Genomic DNA, 22298 nt, shown 5'->3' on the forward strand with positions numbered 1-22298 from the left:
GTAATTCATTCCACATGGTGGCAAAGTGCTTTCTATTGCTACGGTTCAACCAATTTCTCTCTCTACACGGTAGCAAAGTACTCTCTATTGCTACGATCCCAGCAGTTTCTCTCTCCACACGGTAACAAAGCACACTCTATTACTACGATTCAAACAGTTTCTCTCTCCACGCGGTAACAAAAAACTCGCCCCACCTTTCCAAAGCACACACTCCCTCAAAACCATCCTCTATGTTCAGCAAGAACCAATCGCGCGGAAAACAAAAAACTGGTCGAAAAGTATTTTACTAATACTTTTTCGACCAGCCTTATTCATTTTATTTTTGATTTAACGATGCTAGCTCTTGTTCAACTTTTTCCCATTCTTCATCAGTTTCGATCGGTAATAGGTCTTGAACTTCACCTTTTTCACCCGCAATATAGCAGGCTGCAAAAATCTCGCCGATTTCCATATTTTCTTGGTCTGCAAAAGTATAAAGAATATAGGATTTATTAAACTCTTCTAATTCAAAACGATGGATTACTTCACACACAACCTCTTTACCGTTTTCATCTGAAATGGTAAAGAAATCTTCTTCGCCATCTCCAAATTCAGCGATTAGGGTGTTTAGGACTTCATCTACCATTTCCCACTCTTCTTCTGTTTCCAGAGATGTGAAATCTGTCATTTGACCGTTCTCATCTAACTCAAAACGAAGTGCTGACACTTCCTCGCTATCATTTCCAGCCTCATCAACTATTGAATATAACACATAAGAATGGTCATCACTATCAAATGTAATAATCGCTCTACACTCTTGTTCTGTACCATCCTCTAATTGAATTTTAAAATTTTGCTCATCCATATTAGGCACCTCCATATTTTGATTAATAATATCTTTGCAAATAGCAGTATTATTTTATATCAATCCCCTAAATTTGCTGCTTCTTATCAGCAAGAGGAGAAAAACAGCTCGGCCAAAAAGAGGCAAAGCACCTGTTACAACTTCAAGGTATTTTTTAAAAACATATGCTTCTATAAGCTAAAAAAGGTAGGCAAATTTACGCCTACCTTTTCATTTAGTTATTATTCTTCTTCTTCGTCTAATTGATCTTCAAGTTGGTTTAAAACTTCTTCAATTAAATCCCATTCAGCTTCAGTTTCGATCGGTTCTAATTCTCCGTCTTCACCGTTTTCTGATGGAGTAAACGCAGAAGCAAAGATTTCGATTTGGCCTTCATCATCTTCTTCTGCACCAACTAAAGAATAAAGTACATATGATTTACCAAAATCTTCTGAGTCGAAAGTATGGATTACTTCGCATAACTGCTCGTTACCATTTTCGTCTACGATTGTAATATTTCGTTGTTCGTGATCGTGTTCTTGTACCATTATTGGTCACCTCTTCATTAATTTTTAACTTTGCTACATCTCTAGTGCGAAAGTTTATTTGCTCTTTGTTACTCGTTAACAAGCAGTGAATATATTACACTGTCATACACGTTTGCAGCAAGCTATAACCCTTGAGCTTGTTACAATTTGATGTTAACTTGCTCAAGGATATAATAATTGCCTTGTACGATAAACTTCGGTCATTGGCATTTGCCCATGCCTCAAACTCGAGGAGCAAAAGAATTAACTTTCAAGAAATTGAAACTTAGTTCTTACTATCTAGATATCCTTGTAGGATCATTACAGCCGCCATCTTGTCGATTACTAGTTTGCGCTTTTTACGGCTAACATCAGCTTCGATAAGCATACGCTCTGCAGCCATAGTTGTTAATCGCTCATCCCACAGTTTAACAGGTAATTGGAAGGTTTCTTCTAATAATGCTTTATAATTATTAGAGGCTTCTCCACGAGGGCCGACTGTATTATTCATATTCTTTGGAAAACCTACCACAAATTCGGTAACAGCATATTCCTTCACAAGCTCTTTTATACGGTCAATACCAAAATCGCCTGATTCTTCGTTAATTTTTACAGTCTCAATTCCTTGTGCTGTCCAGCCTAACGCATCACTAATTGCAACGCCGACTGTTTTTGAACCTACGTCTAAACCCATGATTCTCATAGTTACTTTTATGCCTCGTTATTCATCTTAATATAAAACTTTACTAGCTCTTCAAGAATTTCATCTCGCTCAAGCTTACGTATTAGATTTCTTGCATCCTGATGGCGAGGGATATATGCCGGATCACCAGATAAAAGATACCCTACGATTTGATTTGTAGGATTATACCCCTTCTCCTCTAGTGAAGAGTACACCTTCAGCATCACTTGCTTTACTTCTTGTTCCATTGATTCTTCTGGGAAACTAAATTTCATTGTTTTATCAAACGAACTCAAGACCAGCACCTCGCTTTCAGAAATTAGGAAATGCAACGACGTACTACATCCCCGTTTTCTTTATTATAACTTATTATTGTTTGCAATCAAATATTGGAATGGTATTCTTACCATTTTTTACATGAAGTAAATTTGCAATATGAAAATTTCACTCTTCTATTGAGGTGAAATTAGAATGATTTAACGTAATCATACACAGAAACTAATGCTTCTTCAAGTTTGGAAGCATCCTTCGCACCAGCCATCGCCATATCTGGACGACCGCCACCTTTACCACCACAAGCTTCAGCCACTATTTTCACGATATTGCCTGCGTGATAGTTTCCTCCAACTAGGTCCTTCGATACTCCAGCACAAATCATTACTTTGTCACCATCAACAGCTCCAAGTACAATGACAGCTTTATCTAATTTCCCTTTTAAATCATCCATCATTTGACGTAGTTGATTATTATCCTTCGCATCAACTTTTGTCGATAAAACTGTTACATCTCCCAATTTTTGAGCAGCATCAAGTACTGCGCTTGCTTGAGAATTAGCAATTTTTTGGGATAGAGCATCATTTTCGCGTTGCTGTTCCTTTAACTCTTGCTGTAGATTTTCAACACGTGCCACTAAATCTTTTGGATTTGCCTTTAAAAGTCCAGCAGACTCTTCTAAAATACGTTGTTCTTCTTTAACAGCCTCGTAAGCAGCTTTTCCAGTAACAGCTTCAATACGTCGCGTTCCTGCCCCAATACCTGCCTCAGAAACGATTTTGAATAAACCAATTTCTGATGAACGTTTAACATGGATACCACCGCAAAGCTCAACAGAGTAGTCACTTACTTGAACAACACGAACAAGATCACCATATTTCTCGCCGAATAATGCCATAGCTCCCATTGCTTTCGCTTCTGAGATTGGCATTTCTTCGATAACTACTTCAATATCATCCCAAATTTTTTCATTAACAATACGTTCAATTTTTTCAATCTCTTCTTTTGTTGCTGGACCAAAGTGAGAGAAGTCAAAGCGTAGACGATCTGGACCCACATAAGAACCTGCTTGGTTAACATGGTCACCTAATACATCTTTTAATGCACGTTGCATAATATGTGTAGCTGTGTGGTTTTTCACAACTAGGTTTCGCACATCACGATCAACCCTTGCCACTACATTGTCATTTAAGTTCATTTCACCAGATTCAATTACAACCGTATGAAGTGATTGACCATTTGGCGCTTTTTGTACATCTTTTACAAAAGCCTTAAATGTGTCGTTTTCAATTGTTCCATGGTCAGCAACCTGACCACCCATTTCAGCATAGAAAGGTGTTTCTGCTAAAATAACAAGAATCTCTTCACCTTCAGAAGCAGTCTCAACGATTTGACCATTTGCAACCAATGCGACTACTTTGGTTTCCGTTTGTAATGTATCATAGCCAACAAAATTCGATTCTTGCTTTAAGTTAGCAAGAACTTCTGATTGAACCTGCATTGAATCCACATCAGCACGAGCTGCACGAGCACGTTCACGTTGCTCCTCCATTGCTGATTCAAAGCCTTTATGGTCAACTGTCATACCAGCTTCTTGTGCATATTCCTCTGTAAGCTCAACAGGGAAACCATATGTGTCATATAGACGGAAGGCATCACTACCTGGAATCACATTTAATCCAGCAGCTTGTTCTTTTTTAATAACCTCTGAAAGAATCGCCAATCCACCATCAAGTGTTTCATGGAATCGATTTTCCTCATTTTTAATAACACGTTGGATAAATTCTGTTTTTTCTTTTACCTCTGGGTAGAAGTCCTTCATAATTTCTCCAACAGTTGGAACTAGCTCAAACATAAATGGCTTTTCAATTCCAATTTGTTTAGCATAACGAACCGCACGACGTAATAAACGGCGTAATACATAACCGCGTCCTTCATTTGATGGTAGTGCTCCATCTCCAATTGCAAAAGCAACCGTACGAATATGGTCTGCGATTACTTTAAACGGTGTATTCACATCTTCTTCACTACCGAAGATTTCTTTTAAGTCAATTTCACCAGGACGTTTGTAGCCGCGGTTTGAAAAATCTTCAATTTTCTTGATAATTGGCATAAACAAATCTGTATCAAAGTTTGTTGGTACATTTTGAACAACAGATGCCATACGCTCAAGACCCATACCCGTATCGATATTTTGCTTTGGAAGTGGTGTGTATGTGCCATCAGGATTATGGTTGAATTGTGAGAATACTAAATTCCAAATCTCAAGATAGCGTTCGTTTTCTCCACCTGGATATAGCTCAGGATCATTTTCATCATTCCCATACTCTAATCCACGATCGTAGAAAATTTCTGAGTTTGGACCTGATGGACCCTCACCGATATCCCAGAAGTTCCCCTCAATACGAATTAAACGATCCTCTGGTATGCCAATTTCGTTTCTCCAAATATCATATGCTTCTTGGTCCTCTGGATGAATCGTGATAGATAAAAGTTCTGGATTGAAGCCCATCCATTTTGGATCCGTTAAAAATTCCCATGCAAAGTGAATAGCTTCTTTTTTAAAGTAATCACCGATGGAGAAGTTTCCTAGCATTTCAAAGAATGTATGGTGTCTAGCTGTTTTCCCCACATTTTCAATATCATTTGTTCGAATTGATTTTTGAGCATTTGTAATTCGTGGATTATCCGGGATTACACGACCATCAAAATATTTTTTTAATGTTGCCACACCTGAGTTAATCCAAAGCAATGATGCGTCATTAATTGGTACTAATGGTGCTGAGGGTTCTTGTGCATGTCCTTTTTCAATAAAAAATTCTAAATATTTGTTACGAATATCTGATGCCTTCATCTTAAAAATACCTCCAAAATTAATTTAATTTGTTTTTACATGATGGTGTCAAAATTCAATGATAGTAGATAGTTTTCACCAGATTTGGATAAAAATCCGGTTAAGTCATGAAAATATGCGATGCTTGTTCAAAGTGTCGCAAAAACAATAGCTAATTCCGCCAATTTTTAAACAAAATAAAAAGCCCTCATCCCAGTGAAGGGACGAAGACTGTATTCGCGGTACCACCCTAATTTATAAGTCGGTTAAAGTCAAAGGTTTTCACCTTTACGACTCAACTGAGAAACGATTTCTTTTTAACCTCTATTTAAAAGTTAAAATCAATCATTTTCACGAAACCAAACTTATATCTCAAGCACTGTAACGTAAGTGAACGTCAGGGATTAGCTGCACTCAGGAGTAGCTTTTCCGTTAAAGGTTTACGTAAGATTCTTTCAGCCTTAGGAATCTCTTTCTGTTCGAAACGCATAAACGTACTTTTTCCATCATTGTTTTAAAAGTATGAGAAATTAGTATACGAAACCAATAATAGGTAAATTCGTATTTTCTAATAAATTATATGAAATGGATTTGATTGTGTCAATTATAACTAATTTACTTTTTTCGATTATTCAAAACGATACATATTCCAAAAGCCAATATCTTCAAATCCAAGACGCTTATATATTTTTCCTGCCTCCGGATTATCGTAAAACAGACAAAGCTCTTTTCCCTCTTCTAAAAGATCTTTACATAATTTAATCATACAATCTGAAGCAAGACCCCTGCGTTTGAATTTTTCCTTTGTCGCAACTGCAATAACCATTGCTGAGGAACTATTTTCTGCCGTTGTTGAAGCAGTTGTCGCCATCTCTTTATCTACTCGAATAAAGTATGTACGGCCAGTGTTATTTTCAATCATACGCTTCTTGGATTCTACAGTAATATTACTTGCTTGAAACTCTGGTACACCCTTTAACAGCTCAACATTTTCTACAAGCTCATTTAAGCTTAACCTTTCAACACGAGCTAACTCATCATCACTCTTTGTTTCTAGTAGCTTCTGGCATTTTGCATAGTAAAAGGAGCTATTTGTTTTCTTTTTCTTTGGAATCAAGGGCTCAAGTTTTTCTACTACTTCTTTTAGTCCTGATAACTCGCGCATATTTGGATCACTGTTTATAATTTCAGCAAAGCCTTCTACATCATAGACTCCCTCTGCATAAGGAATATAATTACTTTCATATCTTAATAGTACTGCAACGAGCTCATTAGCCTCATTGAATTGACCCCAAAGTGTTTGGAAATCACTTTCAAACCCAAAGGCCTCAACATCCCCGATTATAAATAAATTCTCTGCAGGTTTTTTCCCTATAAATTCCATAAGCTGCTTACGATTTGCTTCTGTAAGTTTTTTTATCATATCTATCCCCCCATATCGACTATAAAATTATTAAGAAATTACCATATTTTTCTACATAATTCAAGTAAGGTTTAACCATAATCTCTCTTCTTAATAGAACTCTCTTTTCATATATTGATGGTAAAGTGGACGAACATTGCTTAGAAAAGACGGGAGAGAGTATGTAATGGAAATATTATCCGGTGAATTTTTAACTGCTTTAGTTACTATTATCATGATTGATTTAGTACTTGCAGGGGATAATGCTTTACTGATTGGACTGGTTGCTAAAAATTTACCTAAGAATCAGCAAAAGCGAGTCATTTTTTGGGGAACCTTCTGTGCCATTTTTGTTCGTATCCTTCTGACATTGGTCGCAGTCAAACTACTTCAATTTGACGGTCTCCTATTAGTTGGTGGCGTATTACTTCTGTACATATCCTATAAGCTTCTATTGACAGAAGAAGATATGCATGTGAAGCCAAGTAAAAAGAATTTTTGGGGAGCAATCGGCACAATTCTGCTTGCAGATGTTTTAATGGGGGTAGACAATATTATTGCAGTTGCTGGGGCAGCTCATGGCAGTACCTTACTGGTGATTATTGGTCTAATCGTTTCAATCCCTATCGTAGTTTGGGGTAGTGCCTTTGTTACCAAACTGATGGAGAAATTCCCACTTATCATTGTGCTAGGGTCAGCACTTTTAACATGGACAGCTGCGAAAATGATTGTAAAGGACAGCTATATTTCACCTTTTTTCACAACGCAAAAGGATATTTATACATTTGAAATTATCGTTGTAGGCGTGGTACTGATCATTGGATTATCTGTAAAATATCTGTTTAGACGTAGAGAAGTCGTCCCTAGCTAGGGACGACTTTTTCTTTTAATATTGATAGACTTTTTTTGTGAATAGAATGATGAAGATAGCCGGCACTGTAAAAACAATCATACCTAAAAAGGCTAGGCCGGGAGTAATCTCATATAAAAACCCTCCAAATAAGGTTAATACTGCTGCACTTAAGCTCATAGCTAACGCAGAATATAGACCCTGTGCATTAGATAATTGTTGTTTAGGTAAATTGCGCGTTATGTATTGAACAAATGCATAATGAGCCATTGCAAATGCTAGGGCATGTAAGGACTGTGATAAGACAAACACCCATACATTCGGGAATAGGAAAATCATAATCCATCTTAAGGTTGAACCTGCTGCTGCTAGAAGGAATAAGGATGATGTTTTCCACTTAACAAAAAGGTGATCCACCTTTAAAAAGAATAAAATCTCAAAAATCACAGCTACATTTAAGATTAACCCAATATAAAAGGTATTGACCTGTAAATATTGCTGTAAATAGATATAACTATAGTTATAATAGGACGCTAGTGAGCCCTGTAGTAAAATTGCTAGTATCATGATAATTGGGAACCCTTTTATTTTCCACAAGCTTCTCATAGAAAATTTTTGAGAACGGTCTTCTACTGTTGGCTTCACATATAATACTTCTGGTGCAGGCATAGCTTGTAAGCCCAGCATAATGATTAAATAAGCGATCATACTCCATAAAATTGCATCCTCACCTAGGTAGCCAATAATAATACTAAGAATGAAAACAGAAATCACAAAACTTATTGAGCCATAGGAACGACTTTTTCCATAATGTACTTTCCCTTGCTGAACAAGGGTTGATGCACTACTTTCGATTGCCGGTAATAACGAAGGATAAAACAAACTAAAAATCATCGTTACAATAAACAAAGTAATGAAATGATTAAAAGGAATATATAAAATTGCAGCAATCAATGCACTTATCACTAAAAATTGTGTTAACTTTTTATCACTTAAATATTTTGATGCAAACGGGAAAATAAACATTGTTGATATAGCACGCGCTACTAAACCAAATCCCATAATAAGACTAACCTCAGAGACAGATAATCCTTTTGCCTCACTCAACCAACCTGCCCAATACTGTAAATATACGCCCCAAGTAAAGAAAAAAATAAAGAAATTTTGGGACAACCATCGCTGATCGTTCATAATCGTCATTCAACCTCCCATATAGTTGAATAATAGCATATTTAAAATGAGAAATTGATAAAAAATGTAAAAAGTCACTAAAAGCAATTTTACTTTTAGCGACTTCTTTTTTTCTTATGAGTATTTTGAAATAATTTGTCCTAATTGTCGACCTAATAAATGTAAGTCCTGTTGAGTGATTGTCATTCTGACATGAGTTTCATCGGTATCAAGTGCTTCAGCAAAGAACCCACCTAGCCCTCTTGCTTTTCGATCTACCTGCATAAGTATTTCAACTTGGTTATCAGATTGAGAAAGAAAAACAATTTCTAACTCGTCTAGTTTCCCTCGAAAAGCACCACTTGTCGGAACAAATTCAAATTCCTGACTAAATGGATAGTTCCCTCTTAGTTTATGAGAGGCTTGTTTACATTCTACCTCTCGCAGTCTAAAACCTAATTGCTGTACTTCATCTAATATTCTTGAAGCAATTTTTGATGGACGGATATCTATATAATCTCGATCCCCTGAATCCAATCCATTTTTAATATCTAACTCGGTAGCAACCCATACCTTTGTTTTACCAACTGTAATCGGAACATCAAGAGGGATATTAAATGAAATAGGAATGATTTTCGTTTCGTTCGCATTAATAATAAACGGATCACTTACTTTAAACTTTTGGATTGCTGCATTAGCAGTATACTTCTTATCATCCGCTTCTTTAATATATGTCGTATATAAAGTTAAATAAATCGTATTAATTTGTTGTTCTACATTACCACCATAGATTTCAACTTCACCTTTGATTTCCTCCCCTGCTTCATAAGCAGATTTCTCTAATTTTGTATCGACCTTTGCCGATCCAATGCCGATACTTGCACCAAATTTTTTAAAAAATGCCATTTCAAAAACTCCCATCAAAGTTATAATGTTTTTTAATACGGATATAAGGTACTGAAGGTTTCAACTTATGGATACATTTTTTGTAAAAAAAATATCGAGTCTGTTATTAATTCCTTTAACACGTCTTCATTTACATCAGCTAACTTATTTATATAGACACAGGCTTTACCAGATGTGTGCTTTCCGAAACGCTCTAATAGTTTTTCCCTAGCGCTATCACCTGTTGCAAAATATAAACTGATTTTTGCTTTTCTAGGAGAATACCCAACAAGTGGTGCATCCCCTTCATGCCCAGATTCATACTTATAATGGTAAGAACCGAAGCCAATAATACTCGGCCCCCACATTTTAGCTTCGAAACCCGAAGTCTCTTCAAATATTTTTAAAAGCTTATATGCATCTTCTCTTTTTTTGGCGCTATCAACAGATTCTATAAATTCAATTACGCTTTGATCTGTTTCTTTTGTTTTTTGTTCATATTCCGCCATAATGCACCCTCTCCTTCTTGTCAGTATTGCTGCAAGGTAAATATATTTTATCCACTCTAACTTCTTCATTTACTGTTACTTTTCCTCTTCATAAAAAAAGAGAACCTACAAAATATAAGTTCTCCAGCATTTAAAATTGATATTTTACATTTAAAGTTGCTTCTACAGTAATCATGCCCTGTTCAATTGGGGTTTCAAAGGAGCTTTGCGTTACAGCAACCGTTCTTAAAAGAATCGGACCACCGGAAGTTTCTTCTATAATCTCAACTGGTAGCGGCTTGTAAGTAAGTCTAAGGGATGATGCAATAGCATCCGCTTTTTCATGCGCATTCTGAAGTGCCAATTGTAACGCTTTCTGATAGTGGAGAGAATCGTTTGCTAACTTAAACTCTAACTGAGAAATGCGGTTGGCACCATTTTTTATAGCTGTATCAATAACTATGCCTACACTATTTACATCATGCACATTTACTGTTAGTCCGTTTGAAACCTCGTATTCTCGAAATACTTGCTTTCCTTCTACAAAATCATAGCGTGGAAAAACATTAAAAAAAGCAGTTTGAATATCATTCCGATTAATATTCAATGCCAATAAAGCTTGTATGACCTGATTCATTCTTTGAGCATTTTCTCTTTGAGCTGTAGATAAGTCACTTGATTGGGTTACGACCTCAATTTGCAATTCTGCATAATCAGGCTTCACTTCAATTTTACTATTCCCTACTACTGAAATTATACGAGGCTTGTGAGAAGGATGTTGAATTAAATTTTGATAATCCATCAATATCCCCTTTCCTTTTCATAGAACTACTATATGCTTGAAAAGTAGAAATTTGCCACGTTTTTCAGTTAGTTAGTGAAGATTTAACTGCCATGATACACCAAAGGTATCTTGAACCCAGCCAAACTTTTTGCTAAACCCATAGCTAGCAAGAGGCATTAAAACCAGCCCATTTTCAGCAAACCTCGTAAAAGCCTCATCTAGCTCTTGTTCTGTATCGAAATCTAAAAACATCGAAATTGACGGGGTAAAGGTAAATTCATGCTTGATATTACTATCATTAAAGTAGAATTCTTGGCCATGTAGCTTAACTACTGCATTTGCTATTTTTCCCTCAATCTCAGGAGCTTCTGGTCCATACTTCACCATCGAAACGATTTCTAAATCTTTAAAAACAGAAGCGTAGAACTGGATAGCTTCTTCAGCTTGACCTTGAAACATTAAAAACGGGGTTAACTTTGTCATTTTACACTCTCCTTTTCATCCTCTAAAAAATCATACGGCGATAAACCTTTCATCCCTATTAAAGGATGAATATAAGGAGCGGTTTCCACATTTAAGACTGGCGCGATTACCTCTCCATTAACTTGCACCGCTTCTTGTTGCTCGTTTACTTCTGTCGATTGATTCAAGGCCTTTGAAGCTTCCTTCGTAACACCTTGCTCAACCTTTTCAATTTCATCGATTTCCATTGGATTCAATCTTGCCTTTAAGCTTGTTAAACGCAACAAATCATCTGTTTTGGACAGACCGGCAGTAAAGACATCTGGTTCTCCACATAAAATTAAAAAGTTTTTAGCTCTCGTAATTCCTGTATAGAGGAGATTACGCCGAAGCATTTTTGAATAGCCTCGCACAATCGGCATAATGACCGTTGGGAATTCGCTCCCCTGTGACTTATGAATGGAACAACAATAGGCAAGGGTAATTTGATTCAAATCTCCCCGTTGGTATGTAACTTCATTACCATCATAGGAAACAACAAGTAAATCCTGCTTTTCGATGTTCTCCTTTGCTCGAAGGATTGCAATAACTTCCCCCATGTCACCATTAAAGATATTACTTTCTGGTTGATTGACAAGCTGTAATACTTTATCACCAATTCGATAGGTTACATCTCCAAAGACAAGCTCTTTTCGTTTCCCATCATTATTAGGATTAACTAATTCCTGAATTTTTTTGTTTAACATATCGATTCCAGCTGGTCCCTTGTACATTGGAGCTAATACTTGAATATCACGAATCGATTGACCTTTTGCAACAGCACTTTTAACTACCTGTGTAACTACACTTGCAACTTGATCTGCTGATGCTTTAATGAAAGAACGATCACTTGTTTTATTTTCTACAGAGCTTGGGATATTTCCTTTTTTAATCTGATGGGCTAATTCAATAATCGTAGAGCCCTCAGCTTGACGGTAAACATCGATTAATTCTACTGTGGGCACTTTTTTAGATGCCAACAAATCCTTTAATACTTGTCCAGGTCCAACTGGCGGCAATTGGTCTTGGTCTCCTACAAAAACAACCTGTACATCCTCACTTATACTTTTTAGAAGTTGATGTGCTAGCCAAGTATCGACCATCGACATCTCATCAATAATGATAAGACGTCCCTCGATTTCACGTTCTGTTTCTTCTTCTTTTTCTTGCCCGTTAAATCCGAGCAAACGATGAATCGTCATTGCAGGAAGATCCGTCGACTCTGCTAATCTTTTCGCAGCTCTTCCTGTAGGTGCAGCTAATACAATTGGAAACGGCTCTTCTTTTTGTGCATATTCCTTTGGATTTAATGACAGGCCATGAAGCTCTGCATATACCTCTACAAACCCTCGAATTACAGTTGTTTTCCCTGTCCCAGGTCCACCAGTTAAAATCATAAGAGAGGAATTAAGTGCACACTCGATGGCCTTCGCTTGTGTTTCAGCATAAGAAACCTCTAACCGTTCTTCAACTTCCCCAATAGCTTTCCGAATTTCATCCTTTGAAAATCGTGGTTTTCCGTTTTGATTTAACAGCTCCAAAATTTTAGAGGCGATCCCAACCTCACTATAGAATAGAGAAGGTAAATAAAGTCGCGTTTCTTCACCGCAAATTTTACTTTCCTCTCTCATTTCAATAATGGCTTTCGAGATTGTCTCGTAAGGAATTTGTTGGGGTTGGCGTTGTTCAAGCATCGATTTTACTTCTGGTAAAACATGCTCTGCGTCTAAATACACATGTCCATCCGAAAGCGATGCGTTGGTTAACACATGTAATACCGCCGCTTTTATGCGATCTGGATGTGCTCCAGTGATTCCTAGCTTACTTCCCAGCTCATCTGCCCGCCCAAATCCGACACCCTCAACATCCTCTATAAGTCGAAACGGATTTTCGGTAAGAAGTGTTATGGTTTCTTCACGGTACGTTTGATAGATTTTCATCCCAAGTTGCGGACCAAAACCCCATTCGTTGAGCTTAATCATTACCTTCTCTAGACCGAGATTTTGTTCTAAGGTCTCACGAATTTTGGACTTTTTCTCGTCATTTAAACGTGGGACGCTATCTAGCGCATAGGGATCCTCCATAATAATACGGATTGCATCAACACCTAATTTTTCCACAATTATTTCAGCAGTTTTTCGTCCTATACCTGAAAATAAGTCACTCGATAAATAATGGATAATCCCCTGTTCCGTAGCTGGCACCTCTTTGACGAAGGTTTCCACTTGAAATTGTTGCCCATATTTCGGATGAGTTTTTAAAACGCCCGTAAATCGATATAACTCTTCTTCGTTTAGCTTTGGAAAATAGCCTACTACGATAATTTCCTTGTCGTCATATTGTAAATTTGTTTCTTGTATTTTTACTCGAACAATTGAATACATATTCGTCGCATTATGAAAAATGGACACAATTGGACGGCCAAGAATAAACAATTTATTCACTTCAAATAAATTAAGATTTTCTGCCATCCTTACTACCTCTTCTCTTGCCATAATACTTATAATTTTACCATATGAAAGGATAACTGTCTTATAATGAAAAAGATTGGCTACCTCGAATTTTTTGATTTTGAATGCTATGATAATTATGTAACTATTCGTATTTAAATACAGCAACTTTTTAATTGAGAAGGGATTTGTGAAAGAAGTGGAATTTAGACCTTGTATTGATTTGCATGATGGAAAAGTTAAACAAATCGTCGGAAGCACGTTAGGCCATCAAGACAAAAGTGTAGTTGAAAACTTTATATCAGAAAATGATTCAGCTTATTTTGCGACAATGTTTAAAGAAGATGGCTTAACTGGAGGGCATGTCATTATGCTCGGTTCCGGTAACGAGGAAGCAGCACTGCTTGCACTGCAAAGCTATTCAAGCGGTTTACAAATCGGGGGGGGCATTACCTCCGAGAATGCAAAAAAATATATCGAAGCCGGTGCATCTCATATTATTGTAACCTCCTATATTTTTCACGACGGGAAATTAGACTTAGCTCGATTAGAAAAGCTCGTAGAAGCTGTTGGCAAAGAACATATAGTAATTGATTTAAGCTGTAGAAAACGCGATGGCAAATGGTTTGTTGTAACTGATAAATGGACAAAATTTAGTGATTTTGAGGTAAATGAAGCATCCATCAGCTATATCGAACAGTTTTGTGACGAGCTGTTAATCCATGCGGTGGATGTGGAAGGAAAAAGAAGTGGGATGCAAGAAGAATTGGTAAAAGACTTAGCCCTTTGGACATCCATCCCTACTACATATGCAGGTGGTGTACGCTCACTAGAAGACCTGCAAAAATTTAAAGACCTTTCTAACGGAAAATTACATGTAACAATCGGAAGTGCACTAGATATTTTCGGAGGAGATTTGAGTTATCACGATGTTGTTTCTTTTTGTAAAATGGAATAATAGTAGACATCTCCTTTTAATATCCAACAATTAAAAGCGTACAAATCACTTTTCGATTTGTACGCTTATTTTTATAAAAACATACCCGCTATAGCAGCATTGACTAGCGATGCTAAGGTACCAGCGATTACAGCTCTTACGGCTAGCTTTGCAATAATTGGCCTTCTGCTTGGTGCCATTGAACCTAAACCACCTATCAATATTGCCATTGAGCTAAGATTTGCAAATCCACATAACGCAAAGCTAATAATCATGACAGTTTTTTCGGTAAGCTCCGGTATAACTGGTCCAAAGTTTGAGTAAGCAACAAACTCATTTAAAACAAGCTTCTGCCCTATAAATGAACCGGCTTCTATTGCCTCACTCCATGGTACTCCGATTGCAAATGCCAATGGAGAAAACACATAACCTAAAATTCCTTCAAGTGTTAAGCCTCCAAAACCAAATAGCCCACCAATGCCACCTAATATCCCATTGATTAATGCTATTAAGGCAATGAAAGCGAGCAGCATCGCTCCTACATTCACCGCAAGCTTTAATCCGTCTCCTGCTCCACGCGCAGCAGCATCTATGACATTTGCCGATTCAGTGTCTTTATCTAGCTTAAAGTTCGATTCATTGACTTCTTCCGTTTCTGGCAACATTAGCTTTGCCATCACCAACCCTGCCGGAGCAGCCATAAAGCTTGCAGCTATTAGATATTCTAATGGAACACCTAGTAATGAATAGCCCACAAGCACTGAACCCGATACAGATGCCAACCCACCTGTCATAACAGCAAAGAGCTCTGACTTTGTCATCTTCCCTAGAAACGGTCTAATAACTAGTGGTGCTTCAGTTTGACCAACAAAGATATTGGCCGCTGCATTCACAGATTCTGCTTTACTCGTTCCAAGTAATTTGGACAATCCTCCACCTAAAAACTTGATGATTAGTTGCATAATTTGCAGGTAGTACAAAACAGAGATTAATGCTGAAAAGAAAATAATGATGGTTAAAACACTTAATGCAAAAACCATCCCACCAGTAAATTCGGGATCAGCTAAAGGACCAAATAAAAATGAAATCCCTTCATTGGCATAGCTTATTAGTTTTTGTACAGCATTTGATATTTCAACTAAAATATTTCTGCCAAATTCCCACTTCAAAACGATAAATGCGAAGATCAACTGAATTGCTAAACCTCCGCCGATTGTACGCCAATTAATGTCTTTCCTATTACTAGAAAAGACATATGCAATTAATAACACAACGAAAATCCCTAAAATACCCCATAAAATATTCATATAAACACCTGCTTTACAAATTTAAAAAACTTGAATTCACTAAAACAAGGGACAAATAAGAAGCGCATTTTACTACTCATTTCATTCCCTAAGTCCATTGAAAGAAACTAAATTTCTTTTCTTAGTATCCTGCTTCTTGGCAAAATCATTCTAATTAAATTTGCAAAGCAAAAAAGGAGTTGTGTCTCAATCACTCGAGAACAACTCCTTATATCCTTTTATGAATTAGTTATGTCTTTGACTAATCATATCGTAAATATATTTTGCTTGGTCAAAATTTGAATCGATTGTATAGGCTTCCTTCAAATGCTCCATAGCTAATGCTGTATCTTCAGTAGATACTGCGTAAAGAACGCCTAAATTATAATGAGCATCTGCACTTTTCGGATTCTTGACTAACACAAATTCAAGCTCATCCTTTGCTACATCAAACATTTCTAATGTACAGAGTAAAATCCCATATGATAATCGAATTTGCAAATCGTTCGGGGCAAGCTCTGCAGCTCTTTGCATATATGGAAGTGCAAGCTTTACTTTTTCATCTCTTTCGAAGGATTTGGCAAGCATATAGTAAGCATCTGCACCTTGAATCCCATGCTCGATCGCTTTTTGATACAGCTTTGCTGCTTCAATGTAACGTTCTGCATCGTAGTATAAGTTAGCTAAGCCATAGTATGCAGTAGCAGTTTTTTCATCAACCGTTATTGCTTTTTGGAAAAAACGCTCCGCTCGTTCACTATCATTCATCGCTGCTAATAAATTACCAAAATTAACATAACCTATAGCTTCATCGGGATTATTTTCAATTGCTTCAGTAAATGCTTTTGCTGCATCTTCATATCGTTTTTCCTGGAATGCAATAATTCCTATTTCGTTATAATCCATTATCTTCACCTCTAAACTAAGGGCATACTGCCATTTTTATAACACTAAGCCTTCGTTTGAATTATGTAGAACTTTTTAAGTAAAGGACAAAGTTGAGTGTCCTTATCCTACATACGTTAATTTTTCACTATTTTTGAATACTTCATCAATAGTCCCGCCACCTAGACATTCATCGCCATCGTATAATACGACCGCTTGACCAGGTGTAATAGCACGTACAGGCTCTTGGAAAGTAATCAGTGCTGTCCCGTCCTCTAAAAGCTCTACTTCAACAGGAGTATCCTCTTGGCGGTAACGGAATTTTGCTGTACAGCTAAATTTAGAAGATTTGTCCTTATTCGATGTAAAGCTCATTTTTACAGCTTTTAAAGAAGTCGAGTAAAGCGCATCATGGTGGAAGCCTTGTTCAACATATAGTACATTGCGTTCTAAATCCTTCCCAATAACAAACCAAGGATCACCGTCTCCACCAATTCCTAAGCCGTGACGTTGACCAATTGTATAGTACATTAAACCATCATGGGTACCCATAACACGTCCATCAAACGTTTCCATTTTACCAGGCTGTGCAGGTAGGTATTGACTTAAAAATTCTTTGAAATTACGCTCACCGATAAAGCAAATACCTGTAGAGTCTTTTTTCTTTGCTGTTGCAAGGCCTGCTTCTTCAGCAATTTTACGAACCTCTGGCTTTGCGATATCCCCAATCGGGAACATAACATGCTTTAATTGGTCCTGAGATAATTGATTTAGGAAGTAGGTTTGGTCCTTATTATTATCCACACCGCGCAGCATAGCTACCTCACCATCACGTTCTTCTACACGAGCATAGTGACCTGTTGCTAAATAATCTGCACCCAGCTTCATAGCGTGGTCAAGAAACGCTTTAAACTTGATTTCTTTATTACACATAACATCCGGATTTGGTGTACGACCTGCTTTATATTCTTCAAGGAAATAAGAAAATACTTTGTCCCAATATTGTTTTTCAAAGTTTACTGCATAATATGGGATACCAATTTGGTTACACACTTTAATAACATCATCATAATCCTCTGTTGCTGTACATACTCCAAATTCGTCTGTATCATCCCAGTTTTTCATAAATATTCCGATTACATCATAGCCTTGTTTTTTTAATAAGTAGGCTGCAACTGACGAATCGACCCCACCAGACATTCCAACAACAACACGGATTTGTGATGGGTCTCTTGTTTCTACCATTGTCGTTTCACCTTTTCTATATTAATTCGCTAGCCTTTTTACAATCTTCGCTGTACGTTCGGCTGCTTGCTTAATCATTTCTTCTGTTATTTCGAGTCCAAAACTAAACCGAATTGAGTTACGGAGTTCTTCTGTATCATTGCCAAACATTGCTACTAGTACGTGAGACGGATCAATTGAACCAGCAGTACACGCAGAGCCACTCGAAGCATAAACACCTGACATATCCAAATTAACTAAGAAGGATTCTACTTCCATCCCTTTAAAGCTAATATTTAATACATGTGGCAATGCATGCTCAGCATTTCCATTAACCTTGTAATCAATCTTTTCACTATCTAATACATTTAGGAAAATATCTCTAAAATGTTTATATTGTGCTTGTTTTACTTTCATCTCGTTTTGAGCGATCTCTACAGCCTTTGCAAAACCAACTGCTGCTGGTACATTTTCTGTACCTGCTCTTCTTTTCTTTTCTTGCGAGCCACCAAAAAACGTTGCACTTAATGGAGTACCTGAACGTTGATATAAAAAACCAATTCCCTTTGGTCCATTTAACTTATGACTAGAGACACTTAGTAAATCAACCTGAAGCTCATCCACATTTAACTTTTCAATTCCAAATGCCTGAACTGCATCTGTATGAAAAATAGCTTGATGCGCCTTCAAAACCTCACCAATCTCTGCAATTGGCTGAACTGTCCCTACTTCATTATTACCGTACATAATTGTTACAAGAATAGTATCCTCACGTAGTGCCTTTTTAAAGTCTTCAATCAAGATTCGACCGCTCTTGTCTACCGGTAAATAAGTAACCGCATATCCTTCTTTTTCAAGCTTTTCACATGCATTTAGTACTGCGTGATGCTCGATTTGAGTTGTGATAATATGGTTTCCTTTAGATTGAAGAGCATTGACTACACCAAAAATCGCCGTATTATCTGCTTCAGTTCCACCGCTTGTCATGATAATTTCCGTATCCTTTGCACCAATTGCACGGGCTAAACTAGTACGAGCATCATCTAAAACCTTTCGCGCTTTTCTACCTGCTGTATGAATGCTAGAAGGATTGCCGAAAGTTTCTCTAAAAGCTTGGCTCATCACTTCAATTACCTCAGGATGCATTGGTGATGTCGCGGCATGGTCTAGATATATTGTTTCCATCGTAAATCAAAAGCTCCTTTAAGAACTGTATAAACAGTTATTAGTATATAAAAGTAATTATTAGTTACGGGTTAGCCTCTATTAAATATAGAACATGTAACCATCTACATCGGTTTCATCATTGTAATTTGCAAGGTCTTCAATCGAAGTTGTATCGAGTACGTTTTTCACAGCGTCACGAATTCTCATCCATAGCTGCTGCTGTGGTACCTCCTCGTTTTCAATTCCTTCGACTGGTTGAATTGGTCCCTCTAACACTTTAATCACATCAGCTGCTGAGATTTGATTTGGAGGTAATGCCAATAAATAACCACCATATGCTCCACGGACACTTTTAACTAAACCAGCAATACGCAATGGTGAAACAAGCTGCTCTAAATAGGCTTCTGATAATCCTTTTTCTGCTGCAATTTGTCGCAATGGAATGGGTCCATCTCCATAATGTTTTGCTAATTCAATCATAATTGTTAATCCGTATCTACCCTTTGTAGAAATTTTCATTATAACACCTCTATTTTTCTTGTCCATTCTTTAGCTCAAGTATATCATAAATCCTTTAATTCCACTTGGAAAAGCACTAATATAGAAGTAGTAAAGTCATATGGAGGAGGAAGACATGCACAACGAACCTTTAGCATATCGAATGCGCCCACGAAATCTAAACGAGGTTATCGGGCAGCAGCATATAGTTGGAAAAGATACAGCACTGTACAAAATGATCTATAACGGTCATGTCCCTTCAATGCTTTTATATGGTGAGCCAGGAATCGGCAAGACTTCAATTGCCTACGCTATTGCCGGCAGCTCAAAGCTTCCCTTTTTCGCTCTAAATGCAACAAATGCAGGAAAAAAAGATGTGGAACAAATCGTTTCAGAAGCAAGAATTGCGGGGAAGGTCATATTATTTCTAGATGAAATCCATCGTTTCAATAAATTACAGCAAGATACACTTTTACCACATGTAGAAAACGGGTCAATTGTTTTAATCGGAGCTACAACTGAAAACCCCTTTCATGATGTGAATCCAGCTATCCGTTCAAGATGTGGTGAAATTCTTCAGCTTAAACGACATAGCCAGGAGGATATTGCACAGTTAGTTTCAGCTGCTCTATCTGACGCGGACAGAGGGCTTGGTAAAGAGGTTATCGAAATTACTGAAGAGCAAATAGACAGAATTGCCTTAGCTTCAAATGGGGATGCCAGAAAAGCTTTAACACTTTTAGAATCGATTTTCTATGCTTCTGATGAAGTAGATGGCAAGGCTATTGTTGAGGATCATATCATTGAGCACCTATCGCAAAGAATTGGTGTCTATGGAGATAAAGGCGGCTCACATTATTACAACTTACTCTCGGCGCTACAAAAATCAGTGCGAGGCAGTGATACAAATGCAGCGGTATATTATTTAGCCCATCTTCTTGAAAATGGAGATTTAATCGCTGTATGTAGAAGACTACTAGTGATGGCATACGAGGATATTGGTCTTGCGAATCCCGCTGTGGGTGCACACGTCTATGCAGCAACGGAAGCAGCTAAAACCTTGGGGCTACCCGAAGCACGAATTCCATTAGCAAACGCAGTCATTGAAATGTGCTTATCTCCTAAATCAAATTCTGCATACTCTGCATTAGATGCAGCTACAGCAGCTATCCACGAAGGTAAAACCGGAGATATTCCATCCCATCTTCGAGATAGCCATTATGCAGGGGCCAAGGTTCTAGGACATGTTGGATATCAATATCCCCATGACTATCCAATAGGTACATTTGGAGGCTGGGTAAATCAAGAATACCTGCCTGAAAGCCTAACAAATATAGAATTTTACAAACCAGTTTTAGCAGGGGAAGAAAAGCGTACTGCTGCCATTTATGAAAAATTAAAAACGTTCAAAAATAAAAAATAACAAAGTAAAAGAAGTTATCCACGGTCATCGGATAACCTCTTTTTCATCTAATAATTAAACATATTTAAAATTTTAATAAAAAGGTTGTTATTTGAACTTTCCAACCCCCTTTTAATAAATGTGTATTAAATCAGTTCGATTATTTAACCTATTCTTTCTGTTGTTCTTTTTCGAGTAATTCAAAAAATGTTGGGATTCTTTGGAATGTCCTTGTCTTTAACCCTTCCAAAATCTTTAGAATTATCTCATGTTCTAAATCGTCACGATTTTTTGGATCTGTTTGTGTTAACTCTTTCTTAATTTTCGGCTTAAGCAGCTCAATCAGCTCTAAGGGCGAGATATGCTCTTTTATAGGAATCACTCCTTGTCTCTTCTATAATCCATTTCAATTCTTAGTGCCTGAATCGATTGTTCAAGACATTCAATTTTCTTTTCGAACCTGAATAATAGGTACATCGAGATGACAATAGGAAAACCATTGTTACTAATTAAGTTAACTAATTGATCTTCAAGCATTTATCAATCGCCTCACCTTCGCTAAAGCGTTATTTTTGGATTTTGATATAGCTTGTTGCGTCACATTTAACTTTTTACTTATTTCTGTGTCTGAAATATTAATAACATAGGCCAGATATAAAATTTGCTGTTGCCGCTCATTTAACGACTGTATAGCTTTGAACAACCTCGGATGCTGAATATACTGATTTAACTCATGACTCAGCTTTTCTTGAAAACGTGTAGTAGCCGATTCATCCACAATCATTTCCTTGAAAGAGTTGTAGCCTTCATTTTTACTCCCGTTACCATCGTTACTAGAGCTATCTAGCGTTAATACATAACGTTTTTCGTATTTTCTTCTTTCCATATCAAAGTGGCGAGCAGTAAAATAGATTATTTTAGAAAAATAAGCAATAGCACGAATACGAATATAAAATTGTACAAATCGTTCATCAAGTAATTTCTTCAACCATTCACTAGGCGACTCACAGTATTGCTTATAAAGCTCCCAATGCTCCAGTTCTCTTAAAAACGCTTTTAATAATGGGTTCTTAAATTGAGTTTCCTCCATCCTCATACCCCCTTAAAAGAACATTTGTTTCATTATAGTTAAACCTAAAAATACTTAAAAGAGTACATATACCAAATTATTGAAGTATTTTTTAATAAAATAGCCTATAATTTCGACTAATTTTGAAACGATAGTTATTCG

General features: G+C 37.0%; 23 protein-coding genes. 3 read left to right on the forward strand and 20 right to left on the reverse strand.

The window, feature by feature from the left end:
* Positions 1 to 316: 316 nt before the first annotated feature.
* The 6 genes from BJ095_RS00135 to BJ095_RS00160 form a co-directional block, all read right to left on the reverse strand.
* Positions 317 to 844, reverse strand: coding sequence for a DUF1292 domain-containing protein (locus tag BJ095_RS00135; RefSeq protein WP_107934560.1), 528 nt, complete (start codon positions 842 to 844; stop codon positions 317 to 319).
* A gap of 221 nt (positions 845 to 1065) precedes the next feature.
* Positions 1066 to 1371 carry a DUF1292 domain-containing protein gene (locus BJ095_RS00140; RefSeq protein ID WP_107934561.1) on the reverse strand — a complete coding sequence of 102 codons (306 nt, stop codon included), beginning with the start codon at positions 1369 to 1371 and terminating at the stop codon, positions 1066 to 1068.
* Positions 1372 to 1636: 265 nt separating this feature from the next.
* Complete coding sequence (gene ruvX / locus BJ095_RS00145; protein WP_107934562.1) at positions 1637 to 2053, reverse strand: Holliday junction resolvase RuvX; 417 nt, start codon at positions 2051 to 2053, stop codon at positions 1637 to 1639.
* An 8-nt stretch (positions 2054 to 2061) separates the two neighbouring features.
* On the reverse strand, positions 2062 to 2328 hold the full coding sequence (locus BJ095_RS00150) for an IreB family regulatory phosphoprotein (protein ID WP_107934661.1): 267 nt from the start codon (positions 2326 to 2328) through the stop codon (positions 2062 to 2064).
* Positions 2329 to 2498: 170 nt separating this feature from the next.
* Positions 2499 to 5159 carry an alanine--tRNA ligase gene (gene alaS, locus BJ095_RS00155; protein WP_107934563.1) on the reverse strand — a complete coding sequence of 887 codons (2661 nt, stop codon included), beginning with the start codon at positions 5157 to 5159 and terminating at the stop codon, positions 2499 to 2501.
* Between the two features lie 607 nt (positions 5160 to 5766).
* Positions 5767 to 6561 (reverse strand): GNAT family N-acetyltransferase, encoded by a 795-nt coding sequence (locus BJ095_RS00160; RefSeq protein ID WP_107934564.1) that lies wholly within the window; start codon positions 6559 to 6561, stop codon positions 5767 to 5769.
* A gap of 166 nt (positions 6562 to 6727) precedes the next feature.
* On the opposite strand from BJ095_RS00160, the gene BJ095_RS00165 reads away from it, so the two are divergent.
* The gene (locus tag BJ095_RS00165; RefSeq protein WP_107934565.1) at positions 6728 to 7411 is read left to right on the forward strand and encodes a TerC family protein; all 684 of its coding nucleotides are present in this window, start codon (positions 6728 to 6730) and stop codon (positions 7409 to 7411) included.
* Between the two features lie 15 nt (positions 7412 to 7426).
* Here the strand turns inward: BJ095_RS00165 and BJ095_RS00170 are convergent, their stop codons facing one another.
* The 6 genes from BJ095_RS00170 to recD2 form a co-directional block, all read right to left on the reverse strand.
* Positions 7427 to 8590 carry an MFS transporter gene (locus BJ095_RS00170; protein WP_306460154.1) on the reverse strand — a complete coding sequence of 388 codons (1164 nt, stop codon included), beginning with the start codon at positions 8588 to 8590 and terminating at the stop codon, positions 7427 to 7429.
* 105 nt (positions 8591 to 8695) lie between these two features.
* Entirely contained in the window at positions 8696 to 9466 is a 771-nt protein-coding gene (locus BJ095_RS00175; RefSeq protein ID WP_107934566.1) for a sporulation protein, read from the reverse strand.
* Positions 9467 to 9531: 65 nt separating this feature from the next.
* A complete protein-coding gene (locus BJ095_RS00180; protein ID WP_107934567.1) occupies positions 9532 to 9954 on the reverse strand; it encodes a DUF1801 domain-containing protein in 423 nt (140 codons plus the stop codon).
* A gap of 130 nt (positions 9955 to 10084) precedes the next feature.
* Entirely contained in the window at positions 10085 to 10735 is a 651-nt protein-coding gene (locus BJ095_RS00185) for an SIMPL domain-containing protein (RefSeq protein WP_107934568.1), read from the reverse strand.
* A gap of 72 nt (positions 10736 to 10807) precedes the next feature.
* A complete protein-coding gene (locus BJ095_RS00190) occupies positions 10808 to 11200 on the reverse strand; it encodes a VOC family protein (RefSeq protein ID WP_107934569.1) in 393 nt (130 codons plus the stop codon).
* Entirely contained in the window at positions 11197 to 13689 is a 2493-nt protein-coding gene (gene recD2 / locus BJ095_RS00195) for an SF1B family DNA helicase RecD2 (protein WP_107934570.1), read from the reverse strand. The genes BJ095_RS00190 and recD2 overlap by 4 nt, the downstream gene beginning before the upstream one ends.
* 178 nt (positions 13690 to 13867) lie before the next feature.
* Between recD2 and hisA the strand changes: the two genes are divergently transcribed.
* Positions 13868 to 14626: a phosphoribosylformimino-5-aminoimidazole carboxamide ribotide isomerase gene (gene hisA / locus BJ095_RS00200; protein WP_107934663.1), complete on the forward strand. Its 759-nt coding sequence runs from the start codon at positions 13868 to 13870 to the stop codon at positions 14624 to 14626.
* A gap of 71 nt (positions 14627 to 14697) precedes the next feature.
* On the opposite strand, the gene BJ095_RS00205 is transcribed toward hisA, so the two are convergent.
* From BJ095_RS00205 to cymR, 5 genes are all read right to left on the reverse strand, one after another.
* The gene (locus BJ095_RS00205) at positions 14698 to 15912 is read right to left on the reverse strand and encodes a NupC/NupG family nucleoside CNT transporter (RefSeq protein WP_107934571.1); all 1215 of its coding nucleotides are present in this window, start codon (positions 15910 to 15912) and stop codon (positions 14698 to 14700) included.
* Positions 15913 to 16137: 225 nt separating this feature from the next.
* Complete coding sequence (locus tag BJ095_RS00210; RefSeq protein ID WP_107934572.1) at positions 16138 to 16797, reverse strand: tetratricopeptide repeat protein; 660 nt, start codon at positions 16795 to 16797, stop codon at positions 16138 to 16140.
* Positions 16798 to 16899: 102 nt separating this feature from the next.
* Positions 16900 to 18021 carry a tRNA 2-thiouridine(34) synthase MnmA gene (mnmA, locus tag BJ095_RS00215; protein WP_107934573.1) on the reverse strand — a complete coding sequence of 374 codons (1122 nt, stop codon included), beginning with the start codon at positions 18019 to 18021 and terminating at the stop codon, positions 16900 to 16902.
* 21 nt (positions 18022 to 18042) lie between these two features.
* A complete protein-coding gene (locus BJ095_RS00220) occupies positions 18043 to 19185 on the reverse strand; it encodes a cysteine desulfurase family protein (protein WP_107934574.1) in 1143 nt (380 codons plus the stop codon).
* 81 nt (positions 19186 to 19266) lie between these two features.
* Positions 19267 to 19686, reverse strand: a complete 420-nt coding sequence (gene cymR / locus BJ095_RS00225) for a cysteine metabolism transcriptional regulator CymR (RefSeq protein ID WP_107934575.1) — start codon at positions 19684 to 19686, stop codon at positions 19267 to 19269.
* Positions 19687 to 19801: 115 nt separating this feature from the next.
* On the opposite strand from cymR, the gene BJ095_RS00230 reads away from it, so the two are divergent.
* Complete coding sequence (locus BJ095_RS00230; protein ID WP_107934576.1) at positions 19802 to 21088, forward strand: replication-associated recombination protein A; 1287 nt, start codon at positions 19802 to 19804, stop codon at positions 21086 to 21088.
* A gap of 148 nt (positions 21089 to 21236) precedes the next feature.
* On the opposite strand, the gene BJ095_RS00235 is transcribed toward BJ095_RS00230, so the two are convergent.
* From BJ095_RS00235 to BJ095_RS00245, 3 genes are read right to left on the reverse strand one after another with little or no spacing between them, the layout of a single operon-like run.
* Positions 21237 to 21449, reverse strand: a complete 213-nt coding sequence (locus BJ095_RS00235; RefSeq protein WP_107934577.1) for a hypothetical protein — start codon at positions 21447 to 21449, stop codon at positions 21237 to 21239.
* The gene (locus BJ095_RS00240; RefSeq protein ID WP_107934578.1) at positions 21446 to 21604 is read right to left on the reverse strand and encodes a YvrJ family protein; all 159 of its coding nucleotides are present in this window, start codon (positions 21602 to 21604) and stop codon (positions 21446 to 21448) included. Before BJ095_RS00240 ends, BJ095_RS00235 begins: the two co-directional genes overlap by 4 nt.
* Positions 21597 to 22157 carry a sigma factor-like helix-turn-helix DNA-binding protein gene (locus BJ095_RS00245; RefSeq protein WP_181417915.1) on the reverse strand — a complete coding sequence of 187 codons (561 nt, stop codon included), beginning with the start codon at positions 22155 to 22157 and terminating at the stop codon, positions 21597 to 21599. Before BJ095_RS00245 ends, BJ095_RS00240 begins: the two co-directional genes overlap by 8 nt.
* Between the last annotated feature and the right edge of the window lie 141 nt (positions 22158 to 22298).

The sequence above is a fragment of the Ureibacillus chungkukjangi genome (assembly GCF_003217295.1).
In the GTDB taxonomy this organism is placed as follows: domain Bacteria; phylum Bacillota; class Bacilli; order Bacillales_A; family Planococcaceae; genus Ureibacillus; species Ureibacillus chungkukjangi.